This window comes from Streptomyces sp. NPDC043876 (assembly GCF_056435825.1).
Genome location: NZ_JBWKDV010000007.1, coordinates 1 through 21,253, shown reverse-complemented (window position 1 = coordinate 21,253; position 21,253 = coordinate 1). Strand labels below are relative to the sequence as shown.

The following is a 21,253-nucleotide window of genomic DNA, read 5'->3' as shown; positions in this document are numbered from 1 at the left end:
GAGCGTTCCGGGACGCTCCCGGGTGGTTCCGGGCGTTCCCGGGCGTTGCGTGCCGGGGTCCGGATCCCTCCGCGGGCGATCCGGCCTGCGCCCGGGCCGTGGCCCGGGGTCTCAGCGGGGCTGCTCCGGGGGCCGCTGGCGCGGCATGTTCGGGCGGGTCCCCGGCGGGAGCGGGAAGCGGACCGGCGGGAGGCCCGCTTCGGTCCGCGTTCCGGCGGCGCCCAGGGACTGCATCACCAGCGGCGCCGGACCCGAGCGGAACTCCACCATCCAGTCCGCCGTCTCGGAGCGGACGAGTTCCGTCACGTCCTCCTGGAAGCGCCGCAGCACGCTCAGGCAGCGGTCCGCGGCCTCACTGGCGGTGCCCTCGGTGGGGCCGAGCACCTCGCGCACGTTCTCCGACGCCCAGTCGAACTGGAGCGTCTGGAGTCTTCGCTGCACCGCCTGGGCCGTCGCCACGTCCCGCATCCACCCGGACGTCAGGCCGAAGAAGCGGTCGCAGGCCAGGCAGGCCGTGGCGAGCAGCAGCGCGAGGTAGCCGTACGCCGCCAGCCGGGGCGCGGCCCCCGTCAGCTCCAGCAGCGGCAGCGCGGCGCCGGCGAGCGCGCCCAGGGCCGCCCCGGCGCGCAGGATCCGGGCCCCGCGCCGCTTGCGGGCGCGGTCGCCGAGGTACCACCCGGCGGTCCGCAGCGCATCGGCCTCGACCCGCCGGTACAGCTCGTCGAGCCGCTCGGCGGGCTCGCCCCAGTCCCCGAGCGGGAAGGGCCGGCCGGTCAGATCGCCCGCGGCGGCCATCGCTGCGCCGCCCTCCTCCCGGGGATCCCGGGGTGGCCCCTCGGGCTGCATCTCCGGCTGGCTCACCCGGCACTCCCTCTGCCTGCGCTGACGTGTGGTGGTGCGCGTGTGCGCAATGGTGCGCATGCCCTTCCTACCTCCGAACGGCGGGCGGTGGGCGACGAATCCCGGGATCTCCGCTCGCAAGGGGCCCTTGATCAGGTGCGTGCACGCCTCACGCTCACTCGAAAGAGTTGGTCTCGACGGCGTGGGGCGCGGCGCCCGGGGAGCACGTAGGCTCGGTTTCACCCGTAGCAGTCCGACGTATGGAGTGAGTGACAGTGATCCCCGGCGGTGGCCAGCCCAACATGCAGCAGCTGCTCCAGCAGGCCCAGAAGATGCAGCAGGACCTCGCCGCGGCCCAGGAGGAACTGGCCCGCACCGAGGTCGACGGCCAGGCGGGCGGGGGCCTGGTCAAGGCCACCGTCACCGGCTCCGGCGAGCTGCGCGCGCTGGTGATCGACCCGAAGGCCGTGGACCCCGAGGACACCGAGACGCTCGCCGACCTGGTGGTCGCGGCCGTCCAGGCGGCCAACGAGAACGCGCAGGCGCTCCAGGCCGAGAAGCTGGGCCCGCTGGCGCAGGGCCTGGGCGGCGGCAGCGGCATTCCCGGCCTCCCGTTCTAAGCTCCCCCTCCCGGACCGCCGTGGTCCGGGGCGACGACGAAAGAAGGCAGTCCGTTGTACGAAGGCGTGGTCCAGGACCTGATCGACGAACTGGGCAGGCTGCCCGGCGTCGGGCCCAAGAGCGCGCAGCGGATCGCCTTCCACATCCTGCAGGCCGAGCCCGCCGATGTCCGCCGCCTCGCGCACACGCTGCTGGAGGTCAAGGACAAGGTCCGGTTCTGCGCGGTGTGCGGGAACGTGGCGCAGGAGGAGCGGTGCAACATCTGCCGCGACCCGCGCCGGGACCTCACCGTGATCTGCGTGGTCGAGGAGTCGAAGGACGTCGTCGCGATCGAGCGGACGCGTGAGTTCCGGGGCCGGTACCACGTCCTGGGCGGCGCGATCAGCCCGATCGAGGGCGTCGGCCCCGAGGACCTGAGCATCCGCGAGCTGTTGGCGCGCCTCGCGGACGGGACGGTGACCGAGCTGATCCTCGCCACCGACCCGAACCTGGAGGGCGAGGCGACGGCGACGTACCTCGCCCGCATGATCAAGCCCATGGGCCTGAAGGTGACCCGCCTGGCCAGCGGGCTCCCCGTGGGGGGAGACTTGGAGTACGCGGACGAGGTCACGCTCGGGCGGGCCTTTGAAGGAAGGCGACTTCTCGATGTCTGACGCAACGCTGCACGCCGTGGGCCAGGATCCGGACGACTTCGCCGTCCAGATCTCCGACCAGATCGAGTCCTTCATCGTCGCGGTCACCGAGGTGGCCAAGGGCGAGGACCCGGACAGCGCGGTGCCGTTCCTGCTGCTGGAGGTCTCCCAGCTGCTGCTGGCGGGAGGCCGGCTGGGGGCGTACCAGGACGTCGTGCCCGACGAGCGCTACGAGCCGGACATCGGGCCGGAGCCGGGCGTGGACGAGCTGCGCGAGCGGTTCGCCCTGATGCTGGACCCGGTCGACGTGTACTCGGAGGTCTTCGACCCGTACGAGCCGCGCAAGGCGCCGGTCGCGCACCGGATCTCGGACGACCTCGCCGACGTGGTCGCGGACCTGCGGCACGGCCTGGTGCACTACCGGGCGGGGCGCACCGCCGAGGCCCTGTGGTGGTGGCAGTTCTCGTACTTCTCCAACTGGGGATCGACCGCCTCGGCCACGCTGCGGGCCCTGCAGTCGCTCGTCGCGCACGTCCGCCTCGACCAGCCGCTCCAGGAGCTGGACGGCCTGGATACGGACGAGGACCTGACGGACGAGGACCTCGCGGAGCAGGCCGGACTGGTGATGGCGCAGGAGCTCGCGGGCCCGCTCGGCCTGCGCGACAAGTAGCGCGGACCGGGAACTTATTTTTTGATCTCTTCGTCTCATGATGTGGTACGGGGCGGTCGGATCGCGGCCGCTCGTTAGACTGCACCCGCAAACAGACGGACTTGATCGAGGAGCGCACGTGGGCCTAGTCGTGCAGAAGTACGGAGGCTCCTCCGTAGCGGATGCCGAGGGCATCAAGCGGGTCGCCAAGAGGATCGTCGACGCCAAGAAGGACGGCCACCAGGTCGTCGTCGTGGTGTCCGCGATGGGCGACACGACGGACGAGCTGATCGATCTCGCCGAGCAGGTGTCCCCGATGCCTGCCGGGCGTGAATTCGACATGCTGCTCACCGCCGGGGAGCGGATCGCCATGGCCCTGCTGGCCATGGCGATCAAAAACCTGGGCCACGAGGCCCAGTCGTTCACCGGCAGCCAGGCGGGCGTGATCACCGACTCGGTCCACAACAAAGCGCGCATCATCGATGTCACGCCGGGCCGGATCCGCACCGCGCTGGACGAGGGCAACATCGCCATCGTCGCCGGTTTCCAGGGCGTCTCGGCGGACAGCAAGGACATCACCACCCTCGGCCGCGGCGGGTCGGACACGACCGCCGTCGCCCTGGCCGCGGCGCTCGACGCCGAGGTCTGCGAGATCTACACCGACGTCGACGGCGTCTTCACCGCGGACCCCCGCGTCGTGAAGAAGGCCCGGAAGATCGACTGGATCTCCTCCGAGGACATGCTGGAACTGGCCGCCTCCGGTTCCAAGGTGCTGCTGCACCGCTGCGTGGAGTACGCACGCCGATACAACATCCCGATCCACGTCCGCTCGTCCTTCTCCGGACTGCGCGGCACCTGGGTCAGCAACGAGAATCCGCAAGGGGACGAGCCGGTGGAGCACGCCATCATCTCCGGAGTCGCTCACGACGTCTCCGAAGCCAAGATCACGGTCGTCGGGGTGCCGGACAAGCCGGGCGAGGCCGCGGCCATCTTCCGCGCCATCGCGGACGCCGAGATCAACATCGACATGATCGTGCAGAACGTGTCCGCCGCCTCCACCGGCCTGACGGACATCTCCTTCACCCTCCCCAAGTCCGAGGGCCACAAGGCCATCGACGCCCTGGAGAAGGCGAAGGGCGCGATCGGCTTCGACTCCCTGCGCTACGACGACCAGATCGGCAAGATCTCCCTGGTCGGCGCGGGCATGAAGACGAACCCCGGCGTCACCGCCTCGTTCTTCCAGGCCCTGTCCGACGCGGGCGTCAACATCGAGCTGATCTCGACCTCCGAGATCCGCATCTCGGTGGTCACTCGCCAGGACGACGTCAACGAAGCCGTCCGCGCCGTGCACTCGGCCTTCGGCCTCGACTCCGACAGCGACGAGGCCGTCGTCTACGGAGGCACCGGACGATGACCGCCGACCGGTCGTCCGCCCCGGCGCTGGCCGTGGTCGGGGCGACCGGAGCGGTCGGCTCCGTCCTGCTCCGGATGCTGTCCCAGCGGGCGGACGTCTGGGGCCGGATCAGCCTGATCGCCTCCTCGCGCTCGGCCGGCCGGCGGCTGACCGTGCGCGGGGAGGAGAGCGAGGTGCTCGCCCTCACCGAGGACGCCTTCGAGGGCCTCGGCCCGGGCGACGTCGCGCTCTTCCTCACCCCGGCCGAGGTGTCGGCCCGCTGGGCGCCCGTGGTGACCGCCCGCGGCGCCGCCGTCGTCGACCACTCCGCGGCCTTCCGCGACGATCCCGACGTGCCGCTGGTGGTGCCCGAGATCAACGCGCACGCGCTGCGCAAGCGCCCCCGCGGGATCGTCGCCGGGCCGGACTCCGTCACGGCCGCGATGATCGCCGCCGTGGGCGCGCTGCACGCCGAGTACCGGCTGACCGGGCTGGTCGTCTCCTCGTACCAGGCCGCGAGCGCCGAGGGCCGGGCCGGAGCCGAGACCCTGCGCCGCCAGCTGGCCCTGGTCGCCGGGACCGCGCTGGGCGAGCACACCGGGGACGTGCGCCGGGCCGTGGGCGAGGACACCGGGCCCTTCGAGGGGCCGCTCGCCCTCAACGTGGTGCCCTGGTCCGGTGAGCTGCGCGCGGACGGCTGGTCCTCGCACGAGCTGGCGGTCCGGGCGGAGGTCCGCCGGATCCTGGAACTCGACGCCCTCGCGGTGGCCGTGACCTGCGTCCAGGTACCGGTGATGACCGGGCACTCGCTGACGGTGCGGGCCGCCTTCGGGGAACCGGTCGAGCCGGTGCGGGCCCGCGAGGTCCTGGAGGCGGCCCCCGGCGTGGTCCTCGTGGACGACCCGGCCGCGGGGGAGTTCCCCACGCCCGTGGACGCCGCGGGCACCGATCCGGCCTGGGTGGGACGGGTGCGGGTGTCCCTGGACGACCCCCGTGCGCTGGAGTTCTTCGTGTGCGCCGACAATCTCCGTAAGGGCGTGGCACTGAACGCCATCCAGATCGCGGAACTGATCGCTGGTGAATTCGCGTAATTCGCTTTGTAGGATCGGTGTGATCCCCTGATCGACGGGTGCGATCCCCTGATCAAGGCGAAGAGCGGTTACGCATGAGGGCGGGCGACACAATGCTGGTGAGGCTGCCGCACGCGTACAACCCTGACCGGGGGACGCGTGTCCAACTGGCGTGGCAGAGGCATTGCTCGACTTCGTGGCTCCACCGGTGCGCCCCGCGATCCTTCCGGTCCGGCGGCGCTCACCGCGCTCCGGCGCCGCCGACGGCTTCCCGGTGATCGTGCCCCTTCCGGCGGGAACGCCGGGCTCCGGCGCGCCGGCCGTGCCCGCCGCGAAGGCCAGGGGGGTGCTCGTGCCCTCCCCGCGTGACGGCTCCGCCGTGCCCCCGGCGGCTCCCGCCACGGGCGAGGCGGCGGTCCGGCCGGTGGCCGCCGAGGCCGCAGAGGCCGCCCCGGCCGTCGGGACCACCGTCGACCACCTCACCGCCACCTACCAGGCGCACTACCGCTCCCTGCTGGGCCTGGCCGCGCTGCTGCTCGACGACACCGCCTCCTGCGAGGACGTGGTTCAAGAGGCGTTCATCCGGGTGCACTCCGCGCGCAGCCGGGTCCGCGAACCGGAGAAGACCCTGGCGTACCTGCGCCAGACCGTCGTGAACCTCTCGCGCTCCGCGCTGCGCCGCCGCATCATCGGCCTCAAGCTGCTGTCGAAGCCGATGCCCGACATGGCGAGCGCCGAAGAGGGCGCGTACGAGCAGTTGGAGCGGGACGACCTGATCAAGTCCATGCGGGGACTGCAACGCCGCCAGCGCGAGGTGCTGGTGCTGCGCTACTTCGCGGACATGACGGAGGCCCAGGTCGCCGAGACCCTCGGGATATCCCTGGGCTCGGTGAAGGCGTACGGATCGCGGGGCATTGCCGCGCTGCGGGTGGCGATGGAGGCTGCGCAGTCATGAACGACCAGGTGAACCGGTCCGGCGGGACGCACGACGAGCAACCCGGCGGCCACGACCACGACCGCGCCCCCGGGTCGCCCGGCCCCCTCGGACCGGACGACCTGCGCGGGCTGCTGCACGGAGCCGTCGGGGGCCTGGCGCCCTCGGACGGCGCGCTGGAGCGCCTGCGCCACGCCGTCCCGGTCCGCCGGGCCCGCAAGCGCCGCGCGGTCATCGGCGCCGCCGCGGCCGTGCTGCTCTGCGGTACCGCGGTCCCGGCCGCGATGCACCTGACGGCGGCCGAGAGCCCGCCCGGCGACCACCCGGCGATGGCGGGCCACGGCGCCGCCGCCGAGGGCGAACCCGGCGGCGGCTCCTCCGACCCGCACGCCGCCGGCGGCGGTGAGGCCCCCGCGACCGCGCAGCCCCCGGCCCCCGGCCAGGGCGCGGGCGGCGCCGACAGCACTCCGGGCCCCGCGGCGTCGGCGCAGGCCGTCGGCGGGGCCGGAACCGGCCCGGCCGCCACGGGCGCCGCGACCGGCGGCGGCCCGCTGCCCCCCGCGGCCGCGGGCCTGCCCGGCTGCGCCGACGCCCAGCTCGGTGTGGTCGCGAGCGCGCGCGGCGCGGAGGCGGACGGCAAGGTGTACGGCAGCTTCCGCGTCACGAACGTCTCCGCGGCGGGCTGTACGGTCACCGGCGCCGACACCGTCACGGCCGCCCCGGCATCGGGCGCGGCCACCGGCAAGACCGCCGTCACGGTCCTCGCCCACACGGCGGGCGACCCGGCGACCGGACTGCCGGACCCGGCGGTGGAGACGCCCGGCCTCATCCTCCAGCCGGCCGCGGGCTACGAGGTGCGCTTCGCGTGGGTGCCCGACACCCCCTGCACGGGCGCCACCGCGGAGCCGGGGACCAAGACCCCGCCGGCCGGCACCGCCCCGGACACGGGCGCGCGGGCGGACGCCGACAGCGGGACGGGCGCGCAGCCGAGCGCCTCGCCGACCCCGCAGGGCGCCGGGATCGCGGTCACGCACACCGTCCAGCCCGGCGCGCCGGCCACCCGGACCACCCTCCCCGCGGCCTGCGGGGGGACGCTCTACCGCACGGGCGTCATCGCGCTGGACGCGGCGCCGACGCCGTAGCGGGCGCGGGGGCGGCGCTCCCGTCGGCGGCCGCCCCGGTCAGCAGCCCGGCCTCCGCGTCGCGCAGCGTCTCCACCTCGCGCCGGTAGAGCCGGAACCACATGAAGAGGACGAAGGCCGCGAAGACGAACCACTCGCCGGTGTAGCCGAGGTTCTGGAAGGCCTTGAGGTCGAGCCCGGTGTTCACCGGAGCCGTCGCCGGTACCGCGGTCATGCCGTCCGCCGCCGTCGGCACGGTCAGCCAGGCGTCGTACAGGCCGTAGGGCACCAGGTTCACCAGCGAGGCGGCCCCGATCACGCCGAGCTGACCGGCGGGCAGTCCGCCCTGGGAGTGGACGCCCTTACTGCTGGAGCTCTCCGAGGCCTGGAGGACGCCGGTGACCTCGACCCGCCCGGCCGGCGGAGCCGGGGCCCGGGCCGCGTCGGGGGCCCCCGGGAGCCAGCCGCGGACCACCGGGACCGCCTTGCCGCCGTCGGTGCGCAGCAGGGTCAGCACGTAGAAGCCGGTCCTCCCGTCGAGCTGCCGGTCCGGGACCAGCAGCTGTTCGGCGTAGGTGCCGGAGACGGAGGCCAGGCGCCCCGAGGTCCGGGTGTCCACCGGGAGCAGGGAGTCCAGCGGGGCGGCGGCGCGGTCGGCGGGCCGCGCGGCGGACGCCTCCCGGTGGCTGCCGACGCGGTTCTCGAACCGGCCGAGCTGCCACGTCCCCATGAACAGGCAGAAGGGGACGGCCAGCACGACGAAGACGTTGATCCCCCACCAGCGCGGGGTCAGGAGAAACCGGTGCACCCCACCACGGTACGGGGGGTGCACCGCTGCCTCGGTCCCGGGTCGCCGGCGCGGGGCCGGGCCGCCGGGCGGGCCGTCAGAGCGAGGCGCCCCGCGGCAGGTGCTTCAGCGCGAAGTCCAGCTCCATCCGGACCTGCTTGATCCGCTCCTCCACGACCAGCGAGCCGTGCCCGGCGTCGTAGCGGTAGACCTCGTGCTCGGCGCCGCGCGCCGCCAGCCGCTCCACGTAGTTGTCGATCTGCCGGATCGGGCAGCGCGGGTCGTTGACGCCCGCCGCGATGTGCACGGGCGCGCGCACCGCGTCCACGTACGTCAGCGGGGACGAGGTGGTGAAGCGCTCGGGCACCTCCTCGGGCGTCCCCCCGAAGAGGGTCCGGTCCAGGGCCTTGAGCGGCTCCATCTCGTCCTCGTACGCCGCCACGTAGTCGGCGACGGGCACCGCGGCCAGCCCCACCGCCCACACCTCGGGCTGGGTGCCCAGGCCCAGCAGGGTCAGGTAGCCGCCCCACGAGCCGCCGGACAGCACCAGGCGCGCGGGATCGGCGAGCCCGGACTCCACCGCCCAGACGCGCACCGCGTCGATGTCCTCCAGCTCGATCAGGCCGACCCGGTGCTTGAGCGCGTCGGTCCACTCGCGCCCGTAGCCGGTCGAGCCCCGGTAGTTGACCCGGACCACCGCGAAGCCGTGGTCCAGCCAGGCCGCGGGGGTGGCGGCGAAGGCGTCGCTGTCGTGCCAGGTGGGCCCGCCGTGGATCTCGAAGACGGTCGGGAAGGGGCCCTCGCCGTGCCCGGCCGGGCGCTGTGCCAGCGCGTGGATCCGCCCGCCGGGGCCCTCCACCCACACGTCCTCGACGGGCACCGAGCCCGGCGGCCGGAAACCGGGCGGGTCCAGCACCACCGCGCCGGTGGTGGACCGTACCGAGGCGGGCTCGGCGGCCGAGGACCACTGGTACTCGACGGTGCCGTCGGGGCGGGCGGTCGCGCCCGAGACCGTACCGCGCGGGGTGTCCACCCGCAGCAGCTCCCGCGTCGCGAGGTCGTAGCGCCACAGCTCGCCGCGCGCCTCGAACTCGTGGGCGATCAGCAGGGCGGTGCCGTCCGGGTACCACTCGGCGCTCACGTCGCCCGGCAGGTCGATCTCCAGGTCCTCCTGGGTGCCCGCGGCGACGTCCCACACCATCGGCTCCCAGCGGCCGCGCCGCTGGTGGCCCACCAGCAGCCGGGTGTCGCCGGCGACCGGCGCGAAACCGAGCGCGGACAGGCCCAGTTCCTCGGTGCCGCCCTTGGTGTCGTCCAGCTCGGCCACGGTCGCCCCGTCCAGGGTGACCACGCGCAGCGAGGAGTGCATGGCGTCGCCGTGCTCGGTGTGCTCGATCACGATGAGGGTGCCGTCGCGGGAGAGGTCGCCCACGCCCGCCGACTCGGAGTGGCGGTAGATCTCCACCGGCTCCGCGCCGGGGCGCACGACGTGCAGCGTCGAGCCGTCCTCGTCGGTGGAGCGGCCCACCACCGCGGTGCCGTCCCGGCCGATGGCCAGACCGCCCGGGTAGGACGGCTCCAGGCCGGGGGTCGCGGGCTCGTCGGGACCGCCCTCGAAGGGCTGGCGCACCCAGACGCCGAACTCGTCGCCGTCGGTGTCGGAGAACCACCAGATCCAGTTGCCGTCGGGGGAGAGGGTGCCGTCGGTGGTGCCGTTGGGGCGGTCGGTGGCCTGGCGCTGCGTGCCGCTCGCGCGGTCCCACGCGTACAGCTCGTAGGTCCCCGTCGCGTTGGAGACGAACAGGCTGCGGTCCGGGGCGTCCTCGGCCCAGTCGGGCAGGCCGACGCGGGGTGCGCGGAACCGCTTCTCCCAGTCCGGCATGGCGGGCGGGGCACTGGAGGTCGGGGCGCTCGCGTCGCTCACGTCGCTGCTCACATCGCTGGTCATGCGTCCCATTCTCGCCGCACCGGGCGGGGCGGTGCCCGGATGCCGCCGCGCGTGCGCCCGTACCGCTATAACGTCACGGTATGCGCATGATCGTCCGGGGTGCCCGGCTGCACACAGGAGAGGGCCGCGGCGCGGTTGCCGCCGACCTCGTCGACGTCGAGGTGGCCGAGGACGGCCGGATCGCCCACCTCATCCCGCACGACGACGAGCGCGAACCCCCGGTGACCGGGACCCTGATCGAGGCGCACGGCGGGCTGCTCACCGCGCCCTTCGTCGAGCCCCACATCCACCTGGACACCGCCCTGACCGCGGGCGAGCCGCGCCCCAACGCCTCCGGCACCCTCTGGGAGGGCATCGCCCGCTGGAGCGAGCGCAAGAAGACCCTGACCCGCGAGGACGTCGTCGCGCGCGCCACCGAGGTGCTGCGCTGGCAGGCCGCCCAGGGCGTGCTGTACGTCCGCACGCACTGCGACGTCACCGACCCCGCCCTGACCGCGCTCGACGCGCTCGCGGAGGTCCGCGACCGGGTGCGCGACGTGATGACCCTCCAGATCGTGGCCTTCCCGCAGGAGGGCATCGTCTCCTTCCCGGACGGCGAACGCCTGATGCGGGAGGCGGTCGTGCGCGGCGCGGACGTGATCGGCGCGATCCCGCACTTCGAGGACACCCGCGAGGACGGGGTCGACTCGCTGCGCTTCGCCTTCGAACTCGCCGAGCGGCACGGGCTGCCCGTGGACGCCCACTGCGACGAGATCGACGACGAGCAGTCGCGGTTCGTGGAGGTACTGGCCACCCTGGCGCTGCGCTCCGGCCTGCGCGGCCGGGCGACCGCCTCCCACACCACCGCGATGGGCTCCTACAACGGCGCCTACAGCTACAAGCTCCAGCGGCTGCTGGAGCGGTCCGGGATCAACCTGGTCAGCAACCCCTTCGCCAACCTCAACCTCCAGGGCCGCTTCGACGCCTACCCGCGCCGGCGCGGCCTCACCCAGGTCAAGGAGATGCTCGCGGCCGGGGTCAACGTGGCCTTCGGGCACGACGACGTAATGGACCCGTGGAACGCCCTGGGCACCGGCAACCCGCTCCAGACCGCCCTGGTGGGCCTGTACGCGGCCCAGTTGACGGGAACGGACGAGATCCCCACCGCGTTCTCCATGGTGACGGACCGCGCGGCCCGGGTGCTCGGGCTGGAGGGCGAGGCGTACGGCATCGCGGAGGGCGCCCCCGCCAACTTCGTGCTGCTGCCCGCGCCTTCGCCGGCCGAGGTGCTGCGCCGCCAGGTCCGCCCGAGCCACGTCGTCTCGCGCGGCCGCATCCTCGCCGAGACCCCGGTGGCGCCGACCAGGCTGAGCTGGCCGGGAGAGGACCCGCAGCCGGTGAATTTCGCCCGCCGCCTACAGTGACCAGCGTCAACCGGCGTACGGCGGAGGGGAACCCAGCGACATGTGGACCATAGCGGGACGATCGGCCGAGGCGGCGCGCGAGATCGCCGCGGAGTATGCGGACGAGGCGCTGTTCAACCACTCCGTGCGCTCCTACGCCTTCGGCGCGCGCTACGCCACCGAGCACGGCCTGGCGTACGACGAGGAGCTGTTCTACGTCGCCTCGCTCCTCCACGACCTGGGACTGACCGCGCCCTTCGACAGCCACACCCTGCCCTTCGAGGAGGCGGGCGGCCACGTGGCCCGCGTGCTGACGGCGGGCCTCGGCTGGGCCCCGGCCCGGCGCGCCCGCGCCGAGGAGATCATCGTGCGGCACATGCGCGAGGACGTGACGGCCGACGAGGACGTGGAGAGCCACCTCCTGCAGGTGGGCACGAGCGCCGACGTGTCGGGCCTGCGGGTGGAGGAGTTCGACGAGCGCTTCCGCGCCGAACTGCTCGACGCCTACCCGCGGGCGGAATTCGGCCCGTCCTTCCTGGCCCTGTTCGAGGACCAGGCGGTGCGCAAGCCGCACTGCTCGGCGGCCGGCCTGGTCTCCAACGGCATCGCGGAGCGGATCGCGAAGAACCCGCTGGGCTGACGCGCGCGGGCGCAGCCGCGGCCGCGGCTGCGCCCGCCGTGGGCCTCCCGGCCGTGGGGCCCCGGCGTCGGTAGCCTGCGCCCATGTCATGGGACTGGGACGAGGACGGAACCGCGCACCCCCTCTCGCTGCGCCGCTCCGGGCGCAGCGAACTGGAGCCGGACCGGCTGCCCGAGGTGCGCGAGCTGGAGGTGCTCGGCTGGGAGAGCGCCCCCGAGCAGGCGCTGTGGGTGTTCCTGCCCTATGTGTGGCCCGCCGCCGCCCGGTGCTGGGTGGCCGACCGCTCCACCCGCTGGGCGGTGGAGACCCGGCTGGACGGCCACGGCCGGGTCACCGACGTCGAGTGCGCGCCGCTCCCGGCCGCCGACCTGCACGGGATGGACGCCGAAGCCGACGCGACCCTGGCCGGCCTCGGTCTGCCGCCCCGGCCGGCGGGCCGCCTGTGGCTGCTGCGGCCGGTGGGGCCCTTCGAGGACCTGGAGGCCGTCCTCGGGCACCTCTACGCGGTGGCCGCGGAGCGCGCGGTGGAGCCCGCGGCGACCAGGGCGTTCATGGAGCTGGTCCGGGACGAGCTGACGGCGCTGCTGGACGCGGCGGGCTGAGGGGGCGGGGGCCCGGTGACCAGGTCCGGGGGCAGGGGCCTGGGGGACGAGGACCGGGGGACACGGGCCCGCGGGGCGGCGGCCCGCGGGGCGAGGGCCCGGGCCGCGGGAGCCGCCCGCTGCTGAGATGATCGCGGGCATGTCCTTCGACGCCGTCCCCTTCACCGTGTCGCTGGCCGCGCTGCTGGTGGTGCTGGTGTGCGCGGTGGTCCGCCCCTTCGGCCGCCCCGAGGCGTTCTTCGCCGTACCGGCGGCGGTCGTGGTCATCGGCTGCGGGGCCATCGGAGCGGACGCGGTCCGGGCGGAGGCCGAACGCCTCGGTCCGGTCATCGGCTTCCTCGCCGCCGTCCTCGTCCTGGCGAAGCTCTGCGCCGACGAAGGCCTCTTCCACGCCTGCGGCACCTGGATGGCCCGCTGGTCGGCGCGCCGACCCCGACGCCTGCTCGGCGCGGTCTTCGTCCTCGCCTCGCTGATCACCGCCGCGCTGAGCCTGGACGCCACCGTCGTCCTGCTCACCCCGGTCGTCTTCGCCACCGCCGCCCGCATGGGGGCCCGGCCCGCGCCGCACCTCTTCGCCTGCGCCCACCTGTCCAACACCGCGTCGCTGCTGCTGCCCGTCTCCAACCTCACCAACCTGCTCGCCTTCACCGCGAGCGGCCTGAGCTTCACCCGGTTCGCGGCCCTGATGACCCTGCCGTGGCTGGTCGCCATCGGCGTCGAGTACCTGGTCTTCCGCCGCTACTTCGCCGCCGACCTCGACGCCGAACCGGCCGGCCGGGAGGCCCTGGAGGCGCCGGAGCTCCCGCTGTTCGCCCTGCTGACCGTCGCGGGGACGCTGGCCGGCTTCGCCGTGGCCTCCGCCGTCGGCGTGGACCCGGCCTGGGCCGCCGCGGCGGGCGCCCTGGTGCTGGGCGTGCGGGCGCTGGCCCGGCGCCGCACCACCCCGGCCGCGATCGTCCGCTCGGCCGCGCTGCCGTTCCTCGCCTTCGTCCTGGCCCTGGGCATCGTCGTACGGGCGCTGGTGGACAACGGGCTCGGCGCGGCCCTCGCGCACGCCGTCCCGGACGGCTCCGCCCTGCCCGCGCTGCTCGGCCTGGCCGCGCTGGCCGCCGTACTGGCCAACCTGATCAACAACCTGCCCGCGGTACTGGCCCTCGTCCCCCTGGCCGTGCCGGGCGGCCCGGGCGCCGTGCTCGCCGTCCTGCTGGGCGTGAACATCGGCCCGAACCTCACCTACGCGGGCTCCCTCGCCACCCTGCTGTGGCGCCGCATCGCGCACCACCACGAGCACGAGGTGCGGCTCGGCGAGTTCACCCGCCTCGGCCTGCTGACCACCCCGGCCGCGCTGGCCCTGTCGACCGTCGCCCTGTGGCTGTCGCTGCGCCTCACCGGCACGGCGTGACGCGGGGCCGGGCTCAGGACGCGAACACCTTCGCGAGGCAGCCGCGCAGTTCGGCTACCGCCGGCGGGCTGAGCCGCGCCGCGAGGTAGCCGTCCGGGCGGATCAGGAACGCGGTGGCCTCCCGTACGCCGTACATCAGGGCGAACTCGCCCCGGGCGTCGCGGTACACGGGCAGCGGCGCCCCGGCGGCGCCGTCCGCGCCGTCCGCGTCCTGCGCTTCGGGGAGCACCGCGCACGCCGTGAGCGCGCCGTCCGGCGCCCCCTCCCGCACGGCGGAGGCCAGCTCGCCGAAACCGTCCGCGGCGGGTCCGGGGCCGTACAGCAGCAGCAGGTGCTCCCGGCCGCGCAGCAGGTCGAACAGGCGCAGCGGATAGGCGGTGATCGCCCCCCGCAGGCCGCCGCAGTCGGGTGCCCGGTCGCCGGGCAGCGGGCCGGGGGCGCCGTCCGCCCCCGGCCCGTCGACGAGGGGGCTGCCGCGGTAGCCGACCAGCAGCTGGGCCTCGCGCAGCAGCGTCGTCCGCGGGTCCGAGGGGTCCGCCTGGACCCCCTGGGCGGCGTGCCGGACGGTGCGGCCGACGACCTCCTCGCCGACCGGGCGGCGCTCGGCGTCGTAGCTCGCCAGCAGCCCCGGACCGGCCGCGTCCTTGACGGCCAGCGCCAGCTTCCATGCCAGGTTCCAGGCGTCCTGGATGCCGGTGTTCATGCCCTGCGCCCCGGTCGGCGGATGGATGTGCGCGGCGTCCCCGGCGACGAAGACCCGCCCCTCCCCGTAGCGGTCCACCAGCCGGTGGCTGATCCGGAACACCGAGGACCAGCGCATCGCGCCCGCGGTCGTCGGCCACGGCGACAGCCGGTCCAGGACGGCCTGGATGTGCTCCAGGCGCGGGGCCCGGGCGCCCTCCGCGGCCAGGCCGTGGGCGATCCCTTCCCCGCCGCCGCCGGCCGCGGCGTCCGCAGCGGACAGTTCCGGCGGCACCTTCATGGACATCCGGTACCGGCCCGCGCCGGGCAGCGGGATGGACACGAGCACGTCGGCGACGTCGCCCCGCCCGTCCCGGCGCATGGCGCGCAGCCCGTACCCGCGCGGGAGGTCCCACGCGACCTCCACGTCGGCGAGCATGTACTCCTCGGGGAAGGCGCCGCCCTCGAAGCCCAGCCCGAGCCCCTTGCGCACGGTGCTGTGCGCGCCGTCGCAGCCCACCAGGAACCGGGTGCGGACCTCCTCCTCCCCCGTGGGCGTGCGCAGCAGGCAGGTCACCCCGCCGGCGTCCTGGGTGAAGGACACCAGCTCGGTGGAGCGCTCGATGCCGGTCCCGAAGCGGTTCAGGAACGCCTCCAGGAGGCGCTCGGTCTCGTACTGCGGCAGCGCGGCGAAGCCGTAGGGGACCTCCGGCGGCAGCACCAGGTCGAGCCGCGGCTGCTCGGCGCCGTCGACGTAGGTCAGCTGTCCGCGCAGCGGGACCGCCAGGTCGAGGGCGTCGTGCACGAAGCCCATCCGGTCCCAGATCTCCAGGGTGCGCGGCTGGATGCCCACCGCTTTCGCGTACGGCAGCCGGGCCGGGAGCCGGTCGACGAGGCGGCAGCGGACCCCGCGCCGGCGCAGCTCGGCCGCGGCCGTCAGCCCGACCGGACCGGCCCCGGCCACCAGTACGTCCGTGGTTCCTGCGGAGGTCTCCGACATGGGCTTCTCCCCGGATCCGGCCCCCCGGCGGGCGGTCCCCCGCCCTCCATGGTCACCCGCGACCCGGAACCCGGCACTCCGGCGGGCGGCCGCGGCCGGCGGGGGACTGCGGCCGCGGCCGGCCGGGGACGTCGGGCGCGCGTCGTGCGGAGGGTCAGCTTCCGCCGGCCAGCTCACCGCTGAGCGTGCCGTGCAGGCGGGCGCTGGGCCCGTTCAGCCCGGTGATCTCGACGCTCTTGCCGCGCTGCGCGTAGCGGTGCTCGACCGCATCGAGGGTGGCGACGGAGGAGGCGTCCCAGATGTGGGCCGCGGAGAGGTCGATGACGACCCGGTCCGGATCGCCTGCGTAGTCGAACTGTTCGATCAGCTCGTTGGAGGAGGCGAAGAACAGCTCGCCGGTCACGCAGTAGACGACCTGCCCGCCGTCCGGATCGAGGACGGAGGTGACCTGGGCGAGGTGCGCGACGCGCCGGGCGAAGACGACCATCGCGGTGACCGAGCCCACGACGACGCCCACGGCCAGGTTGTGGCTGAGGACCACGCACGCGACGGTCACGAGCATGACGGCGATCTCCCCGGCGGGCATCCGCTTCAGCGTCTTCGGCGCCACGGAGTGCCAGTCGAAGGTCGCGAAGCAGACCATGACCATGACGGCGACGAGGGCGGCCATCGGGATGTCCGAGACGGCCGGCCCGAAGACGATGCACAGCACCATCAGGAACGCGCCCGCGAGGAAGGTCGAGAGCCGGGTCCGGGCGCCCGAGACCTTCACGTTGACCATCGTCTGGCCGATCATCGCGCAGCCGCCCATGCCGCCGAAGAACCCGGTGACGATGTTGGCCACGCCCTGGCCGACGGACTCCCGCGTCTTCGAGGACCGCGTGTCGGTGATCTCGTCGACCAGCTTGGCCGTCATCAGCGACTCCATCAGCCCGACGAGCGCCATGGCCAGCGCGTACGGCGCGACGAGGACCAGCGTGTCGAGGGTGAACGGCACGTCCGGCAGCCCCGGCACCGGCAGCGCGGACGGCAGCGCCCCCTTGTCACCGACGGTCGGGACCGCGATCCCCGCGGCGACGGTGACGGCGGTGAGGACGGCGATCGACACGAGCGGCGCCGGAACCGCCTTCGTGACCCGGGGGAAGAACACCATCAGCGCCAGCCCGGCCGCCAGCAGCGGGTAGACGGGCCAGGGCACGCCGACGAGTTGGGGCACCTGGGCCATGAAGACCAGGATGGCGAGGGAGTTGACGAAGCCGACCATCACCGAGCGCGGCACGAACCGCATCAGCTTCGCCACGCCGAGCGCGCCGAGCGCGATCTGGAAGACGCCGGCCAGGATCACGGCGGCGATCAGGTAGCCCAGCCCGTGCTCCCGGTTCAACGGGGCGATCACGAGCGCCACGGCGCCCGTCGCGGCGGAGATCATCGCCGGCCGCCCGCCGACGAAGGCGATCACGACGGCCATCGTGCACGAGGCGAACAGCCCGATCGCCGGATCAACCCCCGCGATGATCGAGAAGGAGATCGCCTCCGGGATCAGCGCGAGCGCGACGACCAGCCCGGCGAGCACCTCGGTCCGCAGGACCTTCGGCGAGAACCAGACCGGCCGCGCGGGCCGACGCAAGCCGGGCAGCCGCGCGGCTATGGAGGAAGAGGAAGGAGACACGGATACGGACCTCAAGCTCGGGCACGCCCGAAGCGGCGGAGGGCGTGCGGAAAAGACACGAAAGGCCCGATCCACCGAGTGGATCAGGCCTCTTGCGTCTTACGAAGTCGGGGTGGCGGGATTTGAACCCACGACCTCTTCGTCCCGAAGCATTCCGGGCCAAGGGGCGAAGCCCCGACTCTACCTCGCTGACCTGCGATGGCGATCCGTAAACGTCCGCCACGGTCCGCTGTCGTACGCACCGGTTGTCACGCAGTTGGACACTCAAGCCAGGCTGTCGCTGGATGCCCTACGAGGCGGGTACGGCCCACTCGGTGGACGTCAGAGCACTTGCCGATCGGTAGATGATCTTCGTGGGTCGCTGATCCTTCGACACAGGAAACGGGATCTTGCCACGGAGGCAGTCGCCAGCCTTCACCACGGTGGGGAGCGTCGGATACTCCGGCTTGGGCAAGTCCCCTCCGTTCAACCCGGTCGTCTGCGTCCGTGTCCCGTCGGCAAAGGCCAGCGACCAGGGCTGTTGATCACTGCTGATGTCCGGCCCCTGCTTGTTGCACACCTTCACCTCGACGGCGGCCCACACGGCGTCGTCGACACCGAGGCCTTCGCCGGGCGGTGTGGAGCCTTTGGCGGGCTGCTCGTAGGCCAGGACGACGGTCGTGCCGCTTGCTGGGCCTTGTGCGCCGCCTCCCCAGGTGAGTTCCTGGCCGATCTGAAGCGGGGCGGCGGGAGTGGGGCTCGCTGGTGTCGGTGTCTCAGTCTTGGGTGCCGGGGTGGCGCGGCTGGCACCATCGGTGGAGTCCGTAGGCTCCGAGCAGGCCGTAAGGCAAACGAGTAAGCACACCCCGACGGTGATGGTGCGGATCCGCATGGTCCCCCCTCAGTTACTTCCTTGTTGAGGGTGATCATCTCGTCTCCCTGCCTCGAAGTCTCCGAGACGGAGGTCTTTGGAGCAGGCCCGGCTATCGGTTGACGGGAATCTCGTAGACGATCTCGCACGATGCGGCGGGGACGACGATGTCCGCAGTCTCCACGGGCCGTCCCTCGTCGCTGTAGTACGTCCGCCGGATGTGCGTGACAAGAGCGGCCTTCTGAATCCCGAGGAGCGAGGCTTCCTCGGCGGTGGCGTGCCGTGGCTCAGGCTGCTCGACGGCATGGCTGACGGTGACGCCGATCTCGTCCATGCGGTTCACGACGCCGACCCCGGCGTGCGGCCCGCCCTCGGGAAGTACGACGAGGGTGCCCGCGGTGAGTTCGTACGGCTCCCAGCTCGTGGACAGCTGCACGGGCCGCCCGTCGGCGAGGAACTCGTAGACGGTACGGACGCAGAGGTCACCCGCCGCCATGCCCAGCCGCGCCGCGATCTCGCCCGGCGCCGGCACCTTCGCTTCGGTCCGGCTCTCCCAATGCCCCTGCTTGCCGAGGGCCTGCATGTCGGCTCGGAACGGCGAACCGCTGGGCTGCTCACGGGCGGACGACCGGACCACCCGCACACGCCGACGGGGCTCGGCGACGTACGTACCCGAACCCGCCCGCCCTTCCAAAACGCCCTGCGAGATCAAGAGTTCCTGTGCTCGACGGACCACGTTCTCGCCGACGCCGCACTCTCCGGCGATCTGGGCGCGAGAGGGCAGCCGATCGCCGACCGTCCACTCGTGCTCCGCGATCCGCTGCCGCAGTACGTCGGCGATGCGGAGATAAGGCGGCTGCTCAGGCATATGGAAAATCTAGTCCACTAGCTCTAATCTAGTTAACTAGCTTCACTCAACGTGATTGATCGGCGACGGAGGTCCTCTGTGCCCGCTTCGGAAGCAAGGGCCGAGGACCTCGCCGCCCAGCTGTCGGCCCTGGGCCTGACCACACGAGTGGAGCGGCACGCCACCCATACGTCGATCGAAGCGGAGGTACCGGAGGCGCTGCCCGCCGAGACGTGGCGCGCGGTCTTGGAAGTGATGGCAGAGGCCGACCGATTCGGTCTTCTCGCCAGCAGCTTGACCGGCCGCACCCTGTGGGCGGCCGTAGGCAAAGCGGTCCCCGCGACGGGCGATGTCCGGGGACCTGGCCATCAGCGATAGGAGCTGATCAGCGTGTTCAACCGTAAGGGCACTGCCGTCGCACCCACCAGTGGGCTGCAACTCCCCGCACTCTCCTATGCCACGCACGCCCGAACCACCTACCGGTCCAGCGTGTGCGCGATCGGTACGCACCACGAGTGCGCCCATTCGTCCCCCATCACGGCACCGGTCGGCATCCCCGTGATCTACGAGGCCTGCGACTGCCCCTGTCACGCGCCGGGCACCCAGCCCCAACCGCAGCAGGTGAACCAGTGAAGGGATGTCCCCCCAGCAGCTCGCTCGCCGCCCAGATCGAGATCACATCGGCCGAAGTGCAGTGCGGCGACGTCATCCAGGTCGGCGGCCGGCCCTGCCGTGTGGCCGACCTCGTCCAACTCCCCGCTGGTGCGAAGCGCCTGCTGTTCGAGTCGGGCGAAGTCCTCACGATGCGCGCCCGCAGTCGGCTCACGGCCCTCCGGTTGACGAGGAAGTGGTGACCCTTCCCGTGGCCTCTCTCCGCGACTCCATCACCGATGACCTCCGGCACCAGATCACGACCGGCCGCTTCAAGGCCGGCGAACGTCTCCCGTCCGAAGCCCAACTCGCTGCCCGCTACACGGTCAGCACTCCGACACTGCGGACCGCCCTCGCTCGGCTCCAGAGCGAGGGACTGGTGGAGAAGATCCACGGCAGTGGAAACTTCGTCCGTCATCATCGCCACCCCATCACCTACCTCGGGGGCGCGGGCACGGTGACCGCGTGCGCCGCCCTCTCCGAGCCTTTACGAGTGACCGTTCGCGCCACGAACCTCTGGTCGGACGACCACCTCACCCGCCTGCTGAACGTGCCGACCCGCAGCCCCTTGACGGAACTCCTCCTCGTCGCTCACGAAGGCAAGGTGCCGCACAGTCTGGCCCGCGTCTACGTCCCCAGCGACCTCGTACCACCCGACCTGACCAGAGGGGTGACCTCGCCCGAGGAGACGGCGCTGGCCTTGGCCAAACTCCGCCCGCCGCTGGCCGAAGTCCAAGAGACGGTCAGCGCCCGCCTCCCCACTCATGACGAAGCAACTGCCCTCCGCATCAGCACGTCCCTGGCGATCCTCTCGCTTACACGCGTGGCGACCGACACCACCGGTCGCGTGGTCGAGGCGGCCCTCCTGGTCCTCCCGGGAGACAGGGCGAACGCGCTGTTCACCACCCGAGCCATTACCGAAGAGAGGGGCTCGAAGCGATGACCTCAACCAATGAACTGCGCCTCCTCCCGTGGTCGGGCCCCGACGACAAACCCTGCTTCCTGAGCACAGACAACAGGGGTGGCTTCCTGTCCCGCCTGGCCGACATCACCGAGGAGGCACAGCTCCAGTCAGCCTCCGAACTCCTCGACCACTCCCTCGAAGTACTCGCCGATCCGGAGGCGGACCCAGACGAACTCCACTTCGTGGCAACAGACCTGACCGCCGCCCTCCGAGCCGCACTCCGCACAGCAACCAGCCGCGGACACCGCCTCTCTCACGCTGTCGAAGGCGAACACACCCCAGGACGGCCGACACCCCTCGGCTGACTGCGCCGCCCCCCAGCACGACAGAGCGGCCCCGAAACGACCTCGGGGCCGCTCTCCCGTAAGTGCACACGGCTCCGGAGGCCCCGCGCGCCTCGCGTATTCAGACGCCATTTCGTTTGGTGTGATCTTGCGGCAGTCTGGTGTGGTGACGACTGGGCTTGTGCAGCGGATGGTGCCGGACGGCTTGTGGGAGTTGTTCGAACGCGTGGTGCCGTCGGCGCCGGAACGCCCTCAGGGCGGTGGCCGGCGTCGGCATGGGGATCGG

General features: G+C 73.0%; 23 protein-coding genes. 16 read left to right on the top strand and 7 right to left on the bottom strand.

The features are described from left to right. Window positions 1–111: 111 nt before the first annotated feature. Window positions 112–861 carry an SLATT domain-containing protein gene (locus AC0693_RS21870; RefSeq protein ID WP_469319768.1) on the bottom strand — a complete coding sequence of 250 codons (750 nt, stop codon included), beginning with the start codon at window positions 859–861 and terminating at the stop codon, window positions 112–114. A gap of 254 nt (window positions 862–1,115) precedes the next feature. Between AC0693_RS21870 and AC0693_RS21865 the strand changes: the two genes are divergently transcribed. The 7 genes from AC0693_RS21865 to AC0693_RS21835 all read left to right on the top strand — a co-directional run bounded on the left by AC0693_RS21865 (window position 1,116) and on the right by AC0693_RS21835 (window position 7,281). Continuing rightward, the gene (locus tag AC0693_RS21865) at window positions 1,116–1,460 is read left to right on the top strand and encodes a YbaB/EbfC family nucleoid-associated protein (protein ID WP_356406817.1); all 345 of its coding nucleotides are present in this window, start codon (window positions 1,116–1,118) and stop codon (window positions 1,458–1,460) included. 54 nt (window positions 1,461–1,514) lie between these two features. Beyond that, on the top strand, window positions 1,515–2,114 hold the full coding sequence (gene recR, locus AC0693_RS21860) for a recombination mediator RecR (protein ID WP_356406460.1): 600 nt from the start codon (window positions 1,515–1,517) through the stop codon (window positions 2,112–2,114). After that, window positions 2,107–2,763: a DUF5063 domain-containing protein gene (locus tag AC0693_RS21855; RefSeq protein WP_356406462.1), complete on the top strand. Its 657-nt coding sequence runs from the start codon at window positions 2,107–2,109 to the stop codon at window positions 2,761–2,763. The genes recR and AC0693_RS21855 overlap by 8 nt, the downstream gene beginning before the upstream one ends. A gap of 118 nt (window positions 2,764–2,881) precedes the next feature. Further along, the gene (locus AC0693_RS21850) at window positions 2,882–4,156 is read left to right on the top strand and encodes an aspartate kinase (RefSeq protein ID WP_478802621.1); all 1,275 of its coding nucleotides are present in this window, start codon (window positions 2,882–2,884) and stop codon (window positions 4,154–4,156) included. Beyond that, window positions 4,153–5,226, top strand: coding sequence for an aspartate-semialdehyde dehydrogenase (locus AC0693_RS21845; RefSeq protein ID WP_356406465.1), 1,074 nt, complete (start codon window positions 4,153–4,155; stop codon window positions 5,224–5,226). Before AC0693_RS21850 ends, AC0693_RS21845 begins: the two co-directional genes overlap by 4 nt. Window positions 5,227–5,377: 151 nt before the next feature. Next, window positions 5,378–6,160 (top strand): SigE family RNA polymerase sigma factor, encoded by a 783-nt coding sequence (locus tag AC0693_RS21840; RefSeq protein ID WP_468469829.1) that lies wholly within the window; start codon window positions 5,378–5,380, stop codon window positions 6,158–6,160. After that, the gene (locus AC0693_RS21835; RefSeq protein ID WP_478737966.1) at window positions 6,157–7,281 is read left to right on the top strand and encodes a hypothetical protein; all 1,125 of its coding nucleotides are present in this window, start codon (window positions 6,157–6,159) and stop codon (window positions 7,279–7,281) included. The genes AC0693_RS21840 and AC0693_RS21835 overlap by 4 nt, the downstream gene beginning before the upstream one ends. Here AC0693_RS21835 and AC0693_RS21830 read toward each other — a convergent pair. Further along, the gene (locus AC0693_RS21830; protein WP_478802620.1) at window positions 7,250–8,068 is read right to left on the bottom strand and encodes an SURF1 family protein; all 819 of its coding nucleotides are present in this window, start codon (window positions 8,066–8,068) and stop codon (window positions 7,250–7,252) included. The genes AC0693_RS21835 and AC0693_RS21830 overlap by 32 nt on opposite strands. Before the next feature lie 76 nt (window positions 8,069–8,144). After that, window positions 8,145–9,929 (bottom strand): S9 family peptidase, encoded by a 1,785-nt coding sequence (locus AC0693_RS21825; RefSeq protein WP_478802828.1) that lies wholly within the window; start codon window positions 9,927–9,929, stop codon window positions 8,145–8,147. Window positions 9,930–10,075: 146 nt separating this feature from the next. Here AC0693_RS21825 and codA point away from each other — a divergent pair, with 146 nt between their 5' ends. The 4 genes from codA (at window position 10,076) to AC0693_RS21805 (ending at window position 14,021) form a co-directional block, all read left to right on the top strand. Continuing rightward, window positions 10,076–11,398, top strand: coding sequence for a cytosine deaminase (gene codA / locus AC0693_RS21820; RefSeq protein ID WP_478737964.1), 1,323 nt, complete (start codon window positions 10,076–10,078; stop codon window positions 11,396–11,398). A gap of 40 nt (window positions 11,399–11,438) precedes the next feature. After that, window positions 11,439–12,017 carry an HD domain-containing protein gene (locus AC0693_RS21815; protein ID WP_469319765.1) on the top strand — a complete coding sequence of 193 codons (579 nt, stop codon included), beginning with the start codon at window positions 11,439–11,441 and terminating at the stop codon, window positions 12,015–12,017. Between the two features lie 83 nt (window positions 12,018–12,100). Further along, a complete protein-coding gene (locus tag AC0693_RS21810; protein ID WP_356406482.1) occupies window positions 12,101–12,619 on the top strand; it encodes a DUF5956 family protein in 519 nt (172 codons plus the stop codon). A gap of 139 nt (window positions 12,620–12,758) precedes the next feature. After that, the gene (locus tag AC0693_RS21805) at window positions 12,759–14,021 is read left to right on the top strand and encodes an SLC13 family permease (protein WP_356406485.1); all 1,263 of its coding nucleotides are present in this window, start codon (window positions 12,759–12,761) and stop codon (window positions 14,019–14,021) included. Between the two features lie 13 nt (window positions 14,022–14,034). Here the strand turns inward: AC0693_RS21805 and AC0693_RS21800 are convergent, their stop codons facing one another. The 4 genes from AC0693_RS21800 to AC0693_RS21785 form a co-directional block, all read right to left on the bottom strand. Beyond that, entirely contained in the window at window positions 14,035–15,702 is a 1,668-nt protein-coding gene (locus AC0693_RS21800) for an FAD-dependent monooxygenase (protein WP_478802619.1), read from the bottom strand. 154 nt (window positions 15,703–15,856) lie between these two features. Beyond that, a complete protein-coding gene (locus AC0693_RS21795; protein WP_469319762.1) occupies window positions 15,857–17,371 on the bottom strand; it encodes a SulP family inorganic anion transporter in 1,515 nt (504 codons plus the stop codon). Between the two features lie 289 nt (window positions 17,372–17,660). Beyond that, window positions 17,661–18,242, bottom strand: coding sequence for a hypothetical protein (locus AC0693_RS21790; protein ID WP_478802618.1), 582 nt, complete (start codon window positions 18,240–18,242; stop codon window positions 17,661–17,663). Between the two features lie 91 nt (window positions 18,243–18,333). After that, the gene (locus AC0693_RS21785) at window positions 18,334–19,089 is read right to left on the bottom strand and encodes a GntR family transcriptional regulator (protein ID WP_478802617.1); all 756 of its coding nucleotides are present in this window, start codon (window positions 19,087–19,089) and stop codon (window positions 18,334–18,336) included. A 78-nt stretch (window positions 19,090–19,167) separates the two neighbouring features. On the opposite strand from AC0693_RS21785, the gene AC0693_RS21780 reads away from it, so the two are divergent. From AC0693_RS21780 to AC0693_RS21760, 5 genes are read left to right on the top strand one after another with little or no spacing between them, the layout of a single operon-like run. Further along, complete coding sequence (locus AC0693_RS21780; protein WP_478802616.1) at window positions 19,168–19,446, top strand: hypothetical protein; 279 nt, start codon at window positions 19,168–19,170, stop codon at window positions 19,444–19,446. Window positions 19,447–19,458: 12 nt separating this feature from the next. Next, the gene (locus AC0693_RS21775; RefSeq protein ID WP_478802615.1) at window positions 19,459–19,701 is read left to right on the top strand and encodes a hypothetical protein; all 243 of its coding nucleotides are present in this window, start codon (window positions 19,459–19,461) and stop codon (window positions 19,699–19,701) included. Continuing rightward, window positions 19,698–19,922, top strand: coding sequence for a hypothetical protein (locus AC0693_RS21770; protein WP_478802614.1), 225 nt, complete (start codon window positions 19,698–19,700; stop codon window positions 19,920–19,922). Before AC0693_RS21775 ends, AC0693_RS21770 begins: the two co-directional genes overlap by 4 nt. An 8-nt stretch (window positions 19,923–19,930) precedes the next feature. Continuing rightward, window positions 19,931–20,662: a GntR family transcriptional regulator gene (locus AC0693_RS21765; RefSeq protein WP_478802613.1), complete on the top strand. Its 732-nt coding sequence runs from the start codon at window positions 19,931–19,933 to the stop codon at window positions 20,660–20,662. After that, complete coding sequence (locus AC0693_RS21760; protein ID WP_478802612.1) at window positions 20,659–20,988, top strand: hypothetical protein; 330 nt, start codon at window positions 20,659–20,661, stop codon at window positions 20,986–20,988. The genes AC0693_RS21765 and AC0693_RS21760 overlap by 4 nt, the downstream gene beginning before the upstream one ends. The last annotated feature ends 265 nt before the right edge of the window (window positions 20,989–21,253 follow it).